The following is a 16,006-nucleotide window of genomic DNA, read 5'->3' on the forward strand; positions in this document are numbered from 1 at the left end:
GGGGGGAAGAGTATGGAGCGTCGGCGGCGTCCGACACTGGAGATGGTGGCCGCTCTGGCGGGAGTCGGCCGCGGGACGGTGTCCCGTGTGATCAACGGCTCCGACCAGGTGAGTCCTCCCACGCGGGAGGCGGTGAAGCGGGCGATCAAGGAGTTGGGGTACGTACCGAACCGGGCGGCCCGCACCCTGGTGACCCGACGCACCGACACCGTGGCGCTGGTGGTTTCGGAGGACAATCAGAGACTCTTCGCCGAACCCTTCTACGCCGGGATCGTGCTCGGGGTGGGGGTGGCCCTGTCGGAGCGGGGGTTCCAGTTCCTGCTGGCCACCGGCCGCTCGGGAGCCGAGCACGAACGCCTCGGCGGCTACCTGGCCGGGCAGCACGTCGACGGCGTGCTGCTGCTGTCGCTGCACCGCGACGACCCGCTTCCGGAGATGCTGGACGAGGCCGGGGTGCCCTACGTCTACGGCGGCCGGCCGCTCGGAGTCCCCGAGGAGCAGGTGTGCTACGTCGACATCGACAACATCGGCGGCGGCCGCCAGGCCACCCAGCGGCTGATCGAGACCGGCCACCGCCGTATCGCCACCATCGCCGGTCCCCAGGACATGGTCGCCGGTGTGGACCGTCTCCAGGGCTACCGCGAGGCGCTGGAGGTGGCGGGCCTCGACTACGACGAGAGCCTGGTGAGCTACGGCGACTTCACCTACGACAGCGGCGTGACCGCCATGCGGGAGCTGCTGGACCGCAACCCCGACCTGGACGCGGTGTTCGCCGCCTCCGACCTGATGGGACTGGCGGCGCTGCGGGTGCTGCGCGCGGCGGGGCGCAGCGCGCCCAAGGACGTCGCCGTGATCGGCTACGACGACTCCACCGTGGCCGAGCACGCCGAGCCGCCGATGACCAGCGTCAACCAGCCCACCGAGCTGATGGGCCGGGAGATGGCGCGCCTCCTGGTCGACCGCATCACCGGGGAGATCACCGACCCGGCCAGGCTGATCCTGGAGACCCACCTGATGGTGCGCGAGTCCGCCTGACACGGTGCGCCTCCGCCCGCCAGTGGACGAGACGTCGCCTGCTGTGCCACGCTGACCTCCGAAGACGATGGAAAGAGCAACAGGGGACAGGCGAGTGCCGGTGGAGACGCTCCGAGCGCGGTGTGAGGTGGACGGTTGCGAGTGGTGCGACCGGTCCGACCGGCCGTGCCGATGCTGCGGGGGGACGGGCCGGTGGCGTCCGGAGCGCCCGAGGCGCGACGCCGACGGGGTGATCGGCTGGATCCGCGTGCAGGAGCGGTGCCGCATGTGCGGGGGCACCGGCAAGGAGCACAACCCCCTGTGAGCGGACTCCGCCGCGGAGTCCGACCGGGGACGGGGAGCGGACGGGTTCCCCGGAAGATCGTGTGCCCGGGACGGCGACGGGCCCGGGGTGAGGGGGTTGATCATGCGCTGGGTCACCTATCTGTCCCCCAGCGGCGGCGAGCGGCGTCCCGGGGTGGTGGACGACGGCTGCGTCTTCGGCTACCCGGGGCCGCAGGACGTCCTCGGCCTGCTGGCCGACGGCGGGGACGCCATGGCAGAGGCCCACCGGCGGGCGCTGGCCGAGCCGGTGGAGATCATCGTGGAGTTCGAGACGCGGCTGTGCGCTCCCCTGACACCCGCCCGGCCCGTCACGGTGCGCGGAACGGACTCCGATCCGGTCCCGGTCGGTCCCGGTCTGGTGCGCGGCACCGACGACGGGGCGGTCCTCCCCGCGGGGGCGCCCGGGCTCGTCGCGGACGTGGGCGCGGTGGCCTTCCGCTTCGACACGGGGGAGACCGCCGGCTACACCCTGGCCTGCCTGTGGCGCGCACCCGGCGGAGAGCCGACCACGCTGACCCTGGGACCGGCCCTCGTCACCGCCGAGGAGTTCGACGACGGCGCCGGGTTCGTCGTCACCGCGAGCGTCGAGGACCTGACGGTGGCGGAGGCGGTCCTGGACCGCGCCTGGGCGGAGGCGGCGGACGGCGCCCCGGTCGGCTCGCTGCCCGCACGGACCCGGCTGCTGGCGGCCGGTGAGGAGTTCTTCGTGGACGGGGGGCCGCTCGGCTCCTTCGAACTGCGGATCGGGTCGGGAACGGGAACCTGACTGAGGTGTGGGTGTTCGGTTCTGCGGTGGGCGCGGGGGTCTTCGCGGAGACCCCGGGGAGGGGTGGGGCGGAACCGTATCCGCCGCGGAATCCGACCATCAAACCTCGGTGAGCGACTCCGGCGGCGCGGACGGCCCCTCGGTCCGCACGTGTGCGGCGCCATCCCGCCGGAGAGGTTTTCCCCAGGTCTGTGGGCGAGCCGTGTTCAAGAAGTTATCCATGTGATGGAATGAGGCCGATCCCGCCCCGTGACGCGGGAAATTTTGGTGAAGTCGGCGCGAAGGGCTAGACCAAAGGGGCTAAACGGTATAAACCGGTCGTAGACAGCTCCGGTGATTAGGGATGATCAGGGTAGTGCGGGTTGTCTGCCCGAATTGGTACGCTAACGACTCACGCACGCTGTTCCGGTTCAGCGTTGCGCGACGCCTCAGCCTCTGTGAGGTGAGTCCTGCGGCGGCAAGATCTCCCTTCTCGATACCGGGTTCCATGCACATGACACCTCAAACGGCACCCTGTGGCGTTCACAGCGGGCCGGGTGATGCTGTCCGGTACCCACCCGTGGGGTTCTTGACCCCGGTACCCCAGGCGGTGACACGAAAGGTTGCGAGGGTCCGTGTCGACACGAGCGACGAACAACGGCGCTGACGCCACTGATGACGTGCCGGAGAGGGCCGGAGAGGACACTCCGGCCAAGCGCCCTGCCCGGCGGTGGAATCCCCGGAACTGGCGTGTCCGGTCCCGGCTGGTGGCGCTCGTCGTCGTCCCCACCGCGGCGGCTCTGATTCTGGGTGGTGCGAGGTTCAGCGAGAACGCCATGGTGACGCTCAGGAACGAGCGCATCGAGACGATGGCGGTCCTCGCCGAGGACGTCGTCCAACTGGGCAACGCGCTGGGCCTGGAGCGGATGCTCGCCGCCGCCTACATCGCCGACCACCCCAATCCGAACCGGCGCTCCGACGAGCGCGCGGTCGCACTCCAGGAACAGCAGAAGGTCGTCGACCAGGAACTCAACGACGTCCGCGCGGGGACCAACGAACTGGGGGAGACGGGAGATCCGGTCGTCCAGGAACGGCTCGACCGCATGACCGAGTCCCTGGAGAACCTGAGCGGGATACGGAACGAGATCACCGACACCCGCATCACGATGCTTCCGGCGGTCACCAAGTACCGCCAGATAGCCGACTCCCTCACCGACTTCGTCGAGGCGCTCGCCAACAACGCCGAGGCCACCGAACTGCGCGAGAGCATCCGCGCGCTGACCGCGCTCGGCAGGGCACGCGACGACCAGTCCTACGAGACCGCGCTGATGCTGCACTCGCTGATCCGCGACTCGATGTCGGGCGGTGTCCAGGACTCCATCGAGGGCACCCAGGCCCGCTACAACAACGAGATCCAGAACTTCCGCAACAGCGCCACCCCCGAGCAGGCGGCACTGTTCGACGACAACTACGGGGGTCTGGACGTCAGTCGGCTGGGCACCATGCGACTGCGCGCCCTGCTGCGGGCCGAGGAGGGCCAGACGCTCACCGGCGTCACCGAGGGAGACGACCCCGACAGCTACCAGCAGACGGCCGTGGCCGCGATGGAGCGCATGGAGCAGGTCGAAAGCGCCATGGCCACCCTGGTGCGCACCGAGGCGACGATGCACAAGAACCAGGGCCGCATCCAGTTGCTCTCCGACAGCGCCGCGGTGCTCCTGCTGATCATCGTCGTCTTCCTGACCACCTCGTGGGTGGCGCGCTCCATGGTCGTTCCGCTGCGCGTCCTGCGCGACAGCGCCATGCGCATCGCGGCCAAGGACCTTCCCGACGCCATCAGCCGGATGCGCGAGACCAACGTGCGACCGGGCGAGGTCCGGGTCACACCGATCGAGGTCTCCTCCACCGACGAGTTCGGCGAGGTGGCCCGCTCCTTCGACGAGGTGCACCGCGCCGCGCTGCGCCTGGCCTCCGACGAGGCGGCGCTGCGCACCAACGTCAACGCGATGTTCGTCAACCTCTCCCGGCGCAGCCAGAGCCTGGTCGAGCGGCAACTGCGCCTCATCGAGAGCCTGGAGCAGGGCGAGCAGGACGACGACCGCCTGGCCGACCTGTTCCAGCTCGACCACCTGGCCACCCGCATGCGCCGCAACAACGAGAACCTGCTGGTGCTGTCCGGCCAGGACAACACCCGCAAGTGGGCCCAGCCGGTGCCCCTGGTCGACGTGCTGCGCGCCGCGGTCTCCGAGGTCGAGCAGTACGAACGGGTCAACGTCCGCGCCCCCTCGCACATCTCGGTCCTGGGACGCCCGGTCAACGACGTCATCCACCTCATCGCCGAGCTGGTGGAGAACGCCACCGTGTTCTCCTCGCACGACACCCAGGTCTCGGTCACCGCCCAGGCGATGGACAACGGTGAGGTCGTCGTCGAGATCACCGACTCGGGCATCGGCATGGCGCCCGAGGAGATCGAGAGCACCAACCAGCGGCTCGCCGAGCCTCCGCTCATCGACGTCGCGGTCTCCCGCCGCATGGGTCTGTTCGTGGTCAGCCGCCTGGCCAACCGGCACGGTATCCGGGTGCAGTTGCGCGCCGCCCACAACGGCGGCATCACCGCGGTCGTGTCGCTCCCCAACGACCTGCTGATCACCCCGGTCGAGTCGGCCACCCCGGCGCTCAGCCCGTCGCGCGGACCGGTGCCGGACACCTACGCCGAAGCCACCGCGGCCTTCGCGTCCTCCCCGGCTCCGGCCGATCCCACCGACAGCGTGTGGCAGCCGCCCGAGGGCAACGACCGTCCCGTGTGGCAGCGCGACAGCACGCCCTCGGGGCTGCCCAAGCGTCCCGACCCGGCCGCGCGCGCCGCGCAGCGGGGCAAGCAGGAGCAGTCGGAGCACCCGCCCAGCGGCCAGGACCTGTGGGGTGACGCGGGATGGGCCAAACCCTCGGCCCCCCGCCGGACTCCCACCGAGCCGACGGCCGCCCCCTCCTCGGCGCCCGACACCCCGGCGGCCCCGCCGCCCCCGGTGACTCCGCCGGTGTCCGACACCCCCGCATCGGCTCCGTCGGCGTCCGAGCCCGAGCGGCCGACCTCCGCGGAACCGGCGCAGTCCGACCGGCGCCCCGTCTACGGGTACTCCATCGAGCGGCCCGAGCAGCGCGCCAACCCGCTGGACGACACCGCCCGCCCCGTCGAGGAGACCCGGGCCTGGCAGACTCCCCCGACCGCGCCCTACTCGGGCTCGGGCGGCAACGGCCTCACCTCCGACCGGCCGGAGATCCGCGAGGGCTACGGTTCCACCGCCTACCTGTCCAAGCGGTACGGCTCGGGCAGCAACCAGAACACGATCATTCCGCCCTCCCCGGAGAACGAGTCCAACGAGCCGCTGCCGATCTTCGACTCCATCGAGTCGAACTGGTTCCGTCGCCGCACCGTCAACCCGGCGGTCACCGCGGCCGAGACCGGGCCGATCAACACCGTCGGCACGCCTGACGGACTCGGTTCCACCGAACCCGCCGGATCGGCCGCCGAGCAGCGGTCCCGTTCCGAGGACGGGTGGCGCTCCGAGGCGGACGTCGGCTGGAAGACCGCCGCGGAACGGGCGAGCGAGCCGGTCGCGGGCGGGATCACCTCCTCGGGTCTGCCCAAGCGCGTCCCCAAGGCGAACCTGGTCCCGGGCACCGCTCCGGCGCCGGAGAACTTCAAGCAGATCACCTCCCGTTCCGCAGACCAGGTCCGCAGCAGGTTCTCCAGTTTCCAACAGGGCATCCGCCAGGGCCGCGACGCCCTGAACAAGCGCCCTCCCAGGGAGGGGTAGTGTGTCCGGTTTGGAGGGTGATGTCCCATGACGGCGAAGCCACCTGGGCTTTTGCTGGGGAGTGGATACCAGATGAGTAATGAATTAACATCATCTGCACTTCTCGGACATGGGACCGCAATAAAGTCATCAGCGAGAAACTCTCGGCTGTCGGCCGTTTACCAGATCGGTCGATGCGAAGGCTGGGACCGACAGGAGAGCAGATGAATCAACCGGTGAACGAACTCAACTGGCTGATCACTGACTTCGCCAATCGGGTGCCCGACGTGGCGCACGCGATCGTGGTGTCGTCGGATGGTCTACCGTTGGCGGCCTCAGCCGGATTCCCCACTGATCGAGCCGATCAGCTGGCCGCGATCGCCTCCGGTCTCTCCAGCCTCACCCAGGGCGCGGCCCGAGTCTTCGAGGGTGGAGCGGTCGCCCAGACCGTGGTTGAGATGGAGCGAGGCCTGCTCCTTATCATGGCTATCAGCGATGGATCGTGCCTTGCGGTGCTCGCTGCGGCCGACTGCGACCTCGGTCTGGTCGGTTACGAGATGACACTGCTTGTCGAGCGGGCGGGCCGAGCCCTGACCCCGGCGGCACGCACCTCGGGTACCCACTGACCCACCACCGACAGGAGGAAGTGGTGGCACCACCTCACGGTAGAGACACCGGGAGCGCCTCATGGTTCGGCGACCCGTCGGCTGGCGCTCCCAGGCCGCTGCCCGACGCCGCGGCCGGTGGCGAGCTTCCGCGATCCACCCAACAGGTCACCGGACAGCAGTGGTCGATCAGCGAGAGTGCGCCGAGTTCGCTGGTACGGCCCTACGCGGTGACGCGCGGTCGGACCAAGCCCAAGACCGAGTTGCCGCTTGAGGCACTGATCTCGACGACGGCGACGGCGCGCAGCGAGTTCGGGACCCTCACTCCCGAATGTCAGGCGATCTGCGACCTGTGCCAGGAGTGGCGGTCCGTGGCGGAGATCTCCGCCCTGTGCCGGATACCGCTCGGTGTCGCGCGGGTTCTGGTGGCGGACATGGCAGAACAGGGCCTCGTACAGATCAGGTCGTCGCTCAACACCGACAACCGGCCCAACGTCAACCTGCTTGAAAGGGTACTCAGTGGACTTCGCAAGCTCTAGCCCGGCCGACGAGGGCGGTGCTGTGGCGAACGCGATGACGTCGGTGAAGATCGTCGTCGCCGGGGGCTTCGGCGTCGGTAAGACGACATTTGTGGGGTCGGTCTCCGAGATCGTTCCACTGACCACCGAAGCGGTCATGACCAGCGCCAGCGTCGGCGTCGACGACCTGGCCAAGACGCCGGACAAGCAGACGACCACGGTCGCCATGGACTTCGGTCGGGTCTCGCTGGACTCCGACCTCATCCTCTACCTGTTCGGCACCCCCGGCCAGCACCGCTTCTGGTTCATGTGGGACGACCTGGTCAAGGGAGCCATCGGCGCGGTGGTCCTGGTCGACACCCGCCGTCTGGCGGACTGCTTCCCGGCCATCGACTACTTCGAGGAGGCGAAGCTGCCGTTCATCGTGGCGATCAACGGCTTCGACTCCTACTACCCCCACTCCATCAGCGAGGTGCGTGACGCCCTCACCCTGAGTGAGGACATCCCGATCGTGCAGTGCGACGCGCGCGACCGGGCCTCCACCAAGGCCACACTGATCCGCCTGGTCGAGCACGCCATCGCCGTCGGTGACGCCTCCGCCGAACAGACCACCTCCACCGGCGGTCACTCCTCCTGGCGTTAGATCCTGACGTCGGGGCCTGTCCGGTGGACCACTCGGGGCCCGCGACCGCGCCGGGGCGGCACCCGCGACCCGGAAGCCCTCACCGAACAGGGCCCTCGTGAGGCGAGGCCCGGCGGGGTTCGACAGTCGCTGTCGCGCCCCGCTCCTTCGCCGTGCCCCTCTCGGCGCGGGAAGCTGGACCCGCGGACGCCGACCGGTCATCATGCGGGCATGACTTCCCAAGACGAACGCAGGGCCTTCTGGGAGGAGCGCCTGGCTGCGGACTGGACGGAGACCGGCGTCGGCTACCGGGCGCTGGGACGCCCGTTCAACGAGTGGATGTATCGGGTGCGCCGGGAGGTGTTCCTGGAGCGGGCGGGCGCGCTCGACATGGACCTGACCCGCGCGCGGGTGCTCGACGTGGGCTCGGGGACCGGTTTCTACGTGCAGGCCTGGCGGGACCTCGGCGTCGCCTCGGTCACCGGGTGCGACCTGACCGAGGCCGCGGTGGCGCGGCTGCGCCGCCGCTTCCCCGGCCTGCGTTTCGAACGCCTGGACATCGCCGACCCCGGGGACACGCTGGCCGGAGCCGACTTCGACGCGGTCTCCTGCATGGACGTGCTCTTCCACATCACCGACGACGACCGCTACACCGCCGCTCTGGAGTCCGTCGCCCGGCTGGTGCGGCCCGGCGGCTACTTCGTGCTCTCGGAGAACTTCCTGCACCGTCCGGTGCAGCGCGGCGCCAACCAGGTCAACCGCACGATCGGCTGGATCACCGGACAACTGGACCGCGTCGGCTTCGACGTCGTGCGCCGATCCCCGTTCCTGGTGCTGATGAACGCCCAGGTCGACGCCGGCCCGGTGTGGCGCAAGACGTGGGGCGGGACGCTGCGCGCGGCCACCCTGACCGGGCCGACCGGTTGGCTCGCCGGAGCCGCGCTCTACCCGCTCGAACGGCGACTGGTGCGCACCCGGCAGGAGAGCCCGACCACCGAGATCATGGTCTGCCGCCGCCGCTGAGAGCACCGCGGCGGTTTGGTGCGTGATTTGTCCACCACCGTGGATGCCGTCATGGTCGGTGGGTAGAAGCCCCGACACGTTCCCGTCGGCAGGGGGAGTACGGACGACGGCGGGAACAGTGACGGAAAGGGGGAATTCATGACCACCGCGAAGGACATCATGCACCGGGGCGCCAAGTGCGTCGACGCGAACACCAACCTCACCGACGCGTCCCGCATGATGCGCGACCTGGGGGTGGGCGCGCTGCCCATCTGCGGTGACGACGGCAAGCTGAAGGGCATCATCACCGACCGTGACATCGTGATCAAGTGCCTGGCCGAGGGCAAGGACCCCAACACCTGCAACGCGATCGAACTCGCCCAGGGCAGGCCGTTCTACGTGGACGCCTCGGACGACGTCGAGACGGTGCTGCAGCAGATGATCCAGCACAAGATCAAGCGGCTGCCGGTGATCGAGAACCGCGAACTGGTCGGGATCGTCAGCGAGGCGGACCTCGCCCAGCACCTGCCCGAGAACCAGATAGGACGCCTGGTCGAGGCGATCAAGTCGGGACCGGCCGACCACGTCTCCTGATCCGTCCACATGGCGGTCACGGGCGGCCGCGTGCGTCGCACGCGGCCGCCCGCGGTGGCCGGTCCTGGTCGCCGGGGCGGAACACCCCGTTTCCTGTCGTCCCGAGCCGGATCCGCATCCACCGCAGACCCCGACGCTCACACCCCAGTAGCTGTCGGTCGGCTGGACCTGACGCGTACTTCTCAAAAGAAATCATGTGAAACGGCGCCTGTGGCCGCGCCGCGTGTGATCCACCGCCGCATCGACGTCGACGGAGTCGGAGTCTTCCACCGCGAATCGGTGCCGGACCGGGCAGACGCCCCCGTCCTTCTGCCGCCGCACGGCTTCCCGTCCGCCTCGCACCAGTTCCGCCGCCTCATCGACGCGCTCGGGGCGCACTTCCGGCTGATCTCCCCGGACTACCCCGGTTTCGGCAGCACCGAGGCCCCGGCCGACCTCACCCACTCCTTCGACCGGCTCGCCGACACCGTCGAGGGCTTCGTCCGGAGGATCGGTCCGCTCCGCTTCGTGAGGTACGTCTTCGACTTCGGCGCCCCGGTCGGCCTCCGCCTGGCCCTGCGCCGTCCGGAGCTGATCGCCGGGCTGACCGTGCAGAACGGCAGCGCCTACGCCGAGGGCCTGTCCCCGGCGGCGCGCGAGTCCGCCGCACCCACCCCCGACACCCCCGGCGCACAGCGGACGATCCGCGGCCTGCTCACTTCGGCCGCCACCCGTTCCCGGTACGAGACCGGTACCACCGCCCCGCGCTCGTCGCTTCCGAGGGCTGGCTGCTGGACCGGTACTTCCTCGACCTGCCGGGCCGCAAGGAGGCCCAGATCGCCCTGGCCCAGGACTACCGCCACAACATCGCCGCCTACCCCCGGCGGCAGGACCGGCTGCGCCGACACACCCCGCCCACACTGACCACCCGGGGAGTCGGCGACCCGTTCTTCCCCGAGCCCGGCGCCCGTGCCTACCTGCGCGACCCGCCCGACGCGGAACTGCACCTGTTCGACACCGGGCACTTCGCCCTGGAGGAGAAGCCTTCCGAGATCGCCCCGCTGATCGCCGACTTCCTCGACCGGCTCCGGGACGGGGCGTCCCGGAGCCCTCCTCTCAGGCGGGCATTCCCAGTTCACGGGCGATGATCATCCGCTGGATCTCCGAGGTGCCCTCGCCGACCTCCAGGATCTTCGCGTCGCGGTAGAACCGGCCGACGGCGGACTCGTTCATGAACCCGTACCCCCCGAAGACCTGCGTGGCGTCGCGGGCGTTGTCCATGGCCGCGTTGGAGGCCACCAGCTTGGCGATGGCCGCCTCCTTCTTGAACGGCTCCCCGGCCAGCATGCGCGCCGCCGCGTCGTAGTAGGCCAGCCGCGCGGTGTGCGCGCGGGCCGCCATGTCCGCGATCTTGAACTGGATCGCCTGGTAGCGGCCGATCTCGCGGCCGAACGCCGTCCGCTCACCCGCGTAGCGCAGGCTCTCGTCCACACAGCCCTGCGCCAGGCCCACGGCCAGGGCGGCGATGGCGACGCGCCCCTCGTCCAGGATGCGCAGGAACTGGGCGTAGCCCCGGCCCCGTTCACCCAGCAGATTGGCCTCGGGAACCCGGCAGTCGACGAAGACCAGTTCGTTGGTGTCCGACGCGCTCCAGCCGACCTTGGAGTACTTCTGCCCCACGGAGAACCCGGGCGTGTCCGAGGGGACGATGATCGCGGAGATCTCCGGTCGCCCGTCGGGGCGGGTCCCGGTCACCGCGGTCACCGTGACCAGCGCGGTGATGGCGGTACCGGAGTTGGTGATGAAGCACTTGGTCCCGTTGACGACCCACTCGCCGCCGTCGAGCCGGGCCGTGGTCCGGGTGGCTCCCGCGTCGGACCCGCCGTCCGGTTCGGTCAGGCCGAACGCGCCCAGCGCCTCGCCGGAGCAGAGCCGGGGCAGCCACGTCGCCTTCTGCTCGGGGCTGCCGAAGCGGTGGATCGGCATCGCTCCCAGCGACACCCCCGCCTCCAGGGTGATCGCCACCGAGGAGTCCACCCGGGCCAGCTCCTCCAGGGCCAGGCACAGCGCGAAGTAGTCGCCGCCCATCCCGCCCTCCTCCTCGGGGAAGGGCAGCCCGAACAGGCCCATCCGGCCCATCTTCGCGACGATGTCGTAGGGGAAGGCGGCGCGCTCGTAGTAGTCGCCGATGACGGGAGCCACCTCGGTGCGGGCGAACTCCTCGACGGTGCGGCGCAGCTCCTCGTGTTCGGGACTGAGACGGTGTGACATCAACTCTGCTCCTCTGCGGTGGCGGCGGACACGGAGCGCCCCCGGCCCGGGGCGGACTCCTGGGTGACGACGGCGAGGACCGCGTCCATGGACACCGACTGGCCGGGACGCGCCCGCAGGTCGGTGACGGTCCCGTCGAACGGCGCGGTGACGGAGTGCTCCATCTTCATGGCCTCGACCACGGCGACCGTCTCGCCCGCCCGTACGGCCGCCCCCCGGGCCACGGGCACGGCCAGGACCGTGCCCGGCATGGGGCTGCGCACGGTCCCGTCGGCGTGTGCGGCGCCGCGGCGCAGCGGGGCCGTGCGGTCCTCCTCCCGGACGCGCCAGGACGCTCCGCCGCGGCCGAGCCACAGGTCGCGGCCGGCCGCGGCACGGGCGTAGCGGGCCGTGCGCCCGCCGTAGGAGACGTCCAGGGCGCGGCCGTCGGCGGAGCGCACGGCGGTGGCGGACACGGGACCGCCTTCGCCCACCCGGACCCGGAACCGGTCGGAGGAGCCCCGTTCGGCGCGCACCCGCACCGTGACGGCGTCACCTCCGGCGGGGTGCAGCCGCCAGACGGTCCAGGCGGGCTCGCCGACCCGCCAGCCGTCGGCGGCGGCGAAGCGGTTCGCCGTGGCCTCCGGCGGTCGCAGTCCGAGTTGCCGGTCCAGGGCGGCGGCGGCCAGGACCTCCTCGGGGGTTCGGCGGCTGCGGGCGGTCAGCTCCGGCCGCAGCCGCTCGGTCAGTTCGGTGCTCAGGTTCCCGGCGACCACCTCGGGGTGGGCCAGCAGGGCGCGCAGGAACGCCGTGTTCACCCCGCAGCCCAGGAGGGTGTAGCGGGCCAGCGCGGCGTCGGCCCGCCGCAGCGCGCCCGCGCGGTCGGTGTCCCACACGACGACCTTGGCCAGCATCGGGTCGTAGGCGGAGGTGACGTCGGCGCCCTCGGCGATCCCGGAGTCCACCCGCACGCCGGGGGAGTCGGGTTCGTCGAGCAGCAGCACCCGGCCGCCGGTGGGCAGGAAGCCCCGGGCCGGGTCCTCGGCGTAGATCCGGCACTCGACCGCGTGCCCGGTCAGTGCGACGTCGTCCTGGGTGAACGGCAGCGCCTCGCCCAGCGCGACCCGCAGTTGCGCCTCCACCAGGTCGATTCCGCGCTCGCCGCGGATCGTGGCCACGGCCTCGGTGACGGGGTGCTCCACCTGGAGGCGGGTGTTCATCTCCAGGAAGAAGTAGCCGTCCCCCGCCGCGGGGGCGGCGATGAACTCCACGGTGCCGGCGCCCACGTATCCGCAGGCCCGGGCGGCGGCCACCGCGGCCCGGCCCATCGCGGCGCGCCGGTCGGGGGTGAGCAGGGGGGAGGGGGACTCCTCCACGATCTTCTGGTGGCGGCGCTGCAGGCTGCACTCACGCTCGCCCAGGTGCACGACGTTGCCGTGGGCGTCGGCGAGGATCTGCACCTCGATGTGGCGGGGCCGCTCCACGAACCGCTCCGCCAGCAGGGTGGCGTCGCCGAAGGCGGAGCGGGCCTCCCGGCGCGCCGCGGCGGCGGCCTCGGCCAGTTCGGAGGAGCGGCGCACCAGGCGCATGCCCTTGCCGCCGCCGCCCGCCGACGGTTTGAGCAGCAGCGGGTAGCCGACGCGGTCGGCCGCGGCGGTCAGGTCGGCGTCCGACATGGGCTGTCCGGGGGTCTCGGCGAAGCCGGGCAGCAGCGGCACCCCCGCGTCGGCCACGGTCCGCTTGGCGCGGATCTTGTCGCCCATCGCCTCGATCGCCTCCGGGGGCGGGCCGACGAAGACCAGCCCGGCCGCCGCGCAGGCCCGGGCGAACGCCGCGTTCTCCGCCAGGAAGCCGTATCCGGGGTGGACCATGGTCGCCCCGGACTCCAGGGCGGCCCCGACGATCGCGTCGGCGTCCAGGTAGTCGCCGACGCGCAGCGCGGTGTCGGCGGCGCGCACGTGGCGCGCGTCGGCGTCGGCGTCGCTGTACACGGCCACCGCGCGCAGCGCGAGCCGCCGCAGGGTGCGGATGATCCGCACCGCGATCTCGCCCCGGTTGGCCACCAGTACGGTGTGCGCGCCCGGCGCGGTGGGCGGGAAGGGGATCGTCATCACCGGCTCCGTTCCTCGTCCGGACTCACATGCGGAAGACGCCGTAGCCGACCGGCTCCAGCGGGGCGTGTCGGGCCGCGGACAGGGCGAGTCCCAGCACGGTGCGGGTGTCGACGGGGTCGATGACGCCGTCGTCCCACAGCCGCGCGGTGGAGTAGTAGGGGTTGCCCTGCTTCTCGTACTGCTCCCGGATCGGGGCCTTGAACTCCTCCTCGGCCTCGGCCGACCACTCCTCGCCGCGCGCGGCCAGTTGGTCGCGGCGCACCGTGGCCAGTACGGACGCGGCCTGTTCGCCGCCCATGACCGAGACGCGGGCGTTGGGCCACATCCACAGAAAGCGCGGTGAGTAGGCGCGTCCGCACATACTGTAGTTGCCCGCGCCGAAGGAGCCGCCGATGACGACGGTGAACTTGGGGACGCGGGCGCAGGCCACGGCGGTGACCATCTTCGCGCCGTGCTTGGCGATGCCCCCGGCCTCGTAGTCGCGGCCCACCATGAACCCGGAGATGTTCTGCAGGAACAGCAGCGGGACGGAGCGCCGGTCGCACAGTTCGACGAAGTGGGCGCCCTTCATCGCGGACTCGGAGAACAGGATGCCGTTGTTGGCGACCACGCCGACCGGGTGGCCGTGGACGTGCGCGAAGCCGGTGACCAGGGTGGTGCCGTACTCGGCCTTGAACTCGGTGAACTCGCTGGCGTCGACGATGCGCGCGATCACCTCGCGCACGTCGTAGGGGGTGCGGGTGTCGGCGGGGACCACGCCGTAGAGCTCCTCGGGGTCGGCCGCGGGGGGACGGGAGGGGTGCACCTGCCACGCGGGTTCGGGGCGCGGACCGAGGGTGCCGACGATCCGGCGCACGATGTCCAGGGCGTGGGCGTCGTCGTCGGCGATGTGGTCGACCACTCCCGAGACGCGGGCGTGCACGTCGCCGCCGCCCAGTTCCTCGGCGCTGACGACCTCGCCGGTGGCGGCCTTCACCAGCGGGGGGCCGCCCAGGAAGATCGTGCCCTGCCCGCGCACGATCACCGCCTCGTCGCTCATCGCGGGCACGTAGGCGCCGCCCGCGGTGCACGAGCCCAGCACCGCGGCGATCTGCGCGATGCCCAGCCGCGACATCGTCGCCTGGTTGTAGAAGATGCGGCCGAAGTGGTCGCGGTCGGGGAAGACCTCGTCCTGCATCGGCAGGAAGGCGCCGCCGGAGTCGGCGAGGTAGACGCACGGCAGGTGGTTGTGCAGCGCCACCTCCTGGGCGCGCAGGTGCTTCTTGACGGTCATCGGGTAGTAGCTGCCGCCCTTGACGGTGGCGTCGTTGGCCACCACCACGACCTCGCGGCCCGCGACCCGGCCCACTCCGGTGACGATCCCGGCGGCGGGCGCGTCGTGGCCGTCGGGGCCGTACATCCCGTGGGCGGCCAGCGGTGACAGCTCCAGGAACGGCGATCCCGGGTCGAGGAGGGCGTCCACGCGGTCCCGGGGCAGCAGTTTGCCGCGCGCCACGTGTCGCTCGCGGGCCGCCTCCGGGCCGCCCAGCGCCGCGGTCGCCAGGCGTTGCCGCAGTTCGGCGACCAGGGCGCGGTTGGTCTCGGCGTTGGCCGAAAAACCCGGTTCCGACGGGTCCACGGCGGAGGTGAGCACGGATGGTCCGCCCAACTTCCCCTCCCCACTGTGTTAATGAGCGCTAACATCTGCGATGTTAACGACTGCTAACATTGGTGTCCAGGTTGCCGCGGTCGAAAGAGGTGTGATGGCGGAGCCCAGAGGAGGAGCAACGCGCAGGGCGGCCATTCTGCGCGCCGCCGCCGAACTCTTCGCCGCACGCGGATTCCGCGGCGTGTCCATCGAGGAGCTGGGACGGGCGGTCGGCACCAGTGGTCCGGCCCTGTACCGGCACTTCCCCGGCAAGGAGGCGCTCCTCGCCGCGATCCTCGTGGACATCAGCGAGCGGCTCCTCCGCGAGGGCGCGGCCCGTGTCGCCGCGCACCCCGACCCCGCCGACGCCCTGGACGCGCTGCTGCGCGGCCACATCGCCTTCGCCCTGGACGAACCGGAGTTCATCACGGTCCACGACCGCGAACTGCACAACGTTCCGCCCGAGCCGCAGCGCCGGGTCCGCCGGCTCCAGCGCGGCTACGTCGAGCAGTGGGTCGCCGTCCTGGCCCGGCTGCGCCCCGACACCCCCGAGCCGGTCCTGCGCGCCGCCCTGCACGCCATGTTCGGCCTGCTCAACTCCACGCCGCACAGCGCGGGCGAACTCGGCCGCGACCAGATGGCCGACCTGCTGTTCGCGATGGCCCGCGCGGCGCTGCTCGCCCCCGTCCGCGCGGCGGACCGGCACGGCCCCGACGGGGCGGGCGCCCACGTTTGGCCTCCCGGCTCGGGGGCAGCGGGGACGGCGAACGGCTGACTGACAGGGGGTGGTCCGA

13 protein-coding genes are annotated in these 16,006 nt (G+C 71.3%); 10 read left to right on the forward strand and 3 right to left on the reverse strand.

The genetic code is table 11. From position 1 onward, the window contains the following. The first annotated feature begins 12 nt into the window (after window positions 1-12). From NI17_RS02080 to NI17_RS02120, 9 genes are all read left to right on the forward strand, one after another. The gene (locus tag NI17_RS02080; protein ID WP_119267881.1) at window positions 13-1,035 is read left to right on the forward strand and encodes a LacI family DNA-binding transcriptional regulator; all 1,023 of its coding nucleotides are present in this window, start codon (window positions 13-15) and stop codon (window positions 1,033-1,035) included. Between the two features lie 406 nt (window positions 1,036-1,441). Then, window positions 1,442-2,125: a hypothetical protein gene (locus tag NI17_RS02085; RefSeq protein ID WP_068692626.1), complete on the forward strand. Its 684-nt coding sequence runs from the start codon at window positions 1,442-1,444 to the stop codon at window positions 2,123-2,125. Between the two features lie 614 nt (window positions 2,126-2,739). Next, window positions 2,740-5,922, forward strand: a complete 3,183-nt coding sequence (locus NI17_RS02090) for a sensor histidine kinase (protein WP_068692567.1) — start codon at window positions 2,740-2,742, stop codon at window positions 5,920-5,922. Window positions 5,923-6,125: 203 nt separating this feature from the next. Then, window positions 6,126-6,527 carry a roadblock/LC7 domain-containing protein gene (locus tag NI17_RS02095; RefSeq protein ID WP_068692568.1) on the forward strand — a complete coding sequence of 134 codons (402 nt, stop codon included), beginning with the start codon at window positions 6,126-6,128 and terminating at the stop codon, window positions 6,525-6,527. 20 nt (window positions 6,528-6,547) lie between these two features. Then, the gene (locus tag NI17_RS02100; protein ID WP_234402016.1) at window positions 6,548-7,045 is read left to right on the forward strand and encodes a DUF742 domain-containing protein; all 498 of its coding nucleotides are present in this window, start codon (window positions 6,548-6,550) and stop codon (window positions 7,043-7,045) included. Between the two features lie 34 nt (window positions 7,046-7,079). Beyond that, a complete protein-coding gene (locus NI17_RS02105; RefSeq protein ID WP_119267883.1) occupies window positions 7,080-7,667 on the forward strand; it encodes a GTP-binding protein in 588 nt (195 codons plus the stop codon). Between the two features lie 210 nt (window positions 7,668-7,877). Continuing rightward, window positions 7,878-8,669, forward strand: coding sequence for a class I SAM-dependent methyltransferase (locus NI17_RS02110; RefSeq protein WP_068692570.1), 792 nt, complete (start codon window positions 7,878-7,880; stop codon window positions 8,667-8,669). 138 nt (window positions 8,670-8,807) lie between these two features. Beyond that, window positions 8,808-9,242 (forward strand): CBS domain-containing protein, encoded by a 435-nt coding sequence (locus tag NI17_RS02115; RefSeq protein ID WP_068692571.1) that lies wholly within the window; start codon window positions 8,808-8,810, stop codon window positions 9,240-9,242. Between the two features lie 210 nt (window positions 9,243-9,452). After that, complete coding sequence (locus tag NI17_RS02120; protein WP_234402018.1) at window positions 9,453-10,145, forward strand: alpha/beta fold hydrolase; 693 nt, start codon at window positions 9,453-9,455, stop codon at window positions 10,143-10,145. Between the two features lie 192 nt (window positions 10,146-10,337). On the opposite strand, the gene NI17_RS02125 is transcribed toward NI17_RS02120, so the two are convergent. The 3 genes from NI17_RS02125 to NI17_RS02135 are packed head-to-tail and all read right to left on the reverse strand — an operon-like array spanning window position 10,338 to window position 15,218. Then, entirely contained in the window at window positions 10,338-11,495 is a 1,158-nt protein-coding gene (locus tag NI17_RS02125; protein WP_119267882.1) for an acyl-CoA dehydrogenase family protein, read from the reverse strand. Beyond that, window positions 11,492-13,582, reverse strand: coding sequence for an ATP-binding protein (locus NI17_RS02130; RefSeq protein WP_243597589.1), 2,091 nt, complete (start codon window positions 13,580-13,582; stop codon window positions 11,492-11,494). Before NI17_RS02130 ends, NI17_RS02125 begins: the two co-directional genes overlap by 4 nt. Before the next feature lie 25 nt (window positions 13,583-13,607). Beyond that, entirely contained in the window at window positions 13,608-15,218 is a 1,611-nt protein-coding gene (locus NI17_RS02135; RefSeq protein WP_068692573.1) for a carboxyl transferase domain-containing protein, read from the reverse strand. 109 nt (window positions 15,219-15,327) lie between these two features. On the opposite strand from NI17_RS02135, the gene NI17_RS02140 reads away from it, so the two are divergent. Next, on the forward strand, window positions 15,328-15,987 hold the full coding sequence (locus tag NI17_RS02140; protein WP_084012701.1) for an SACE_7040 family transcriptional regulator: 660 nt from the start codon (window positions 15,328-15,330) through the stop codon (window positions 15,985-15,987). The last annotated feature ends 19 nt before the right edge of the window (window positions 15,988-16,006 follow it).

This window comes from Thermobifida halotolerans (assembly GCF_003574835.2).
Classification (GTDB): domain Bacteria; phylum Actinomycetota; class Actinomycetes; order Streptosporangiales; family Streptosporangiaceae; genus Thermobifida; species Thermobifida halotolerans.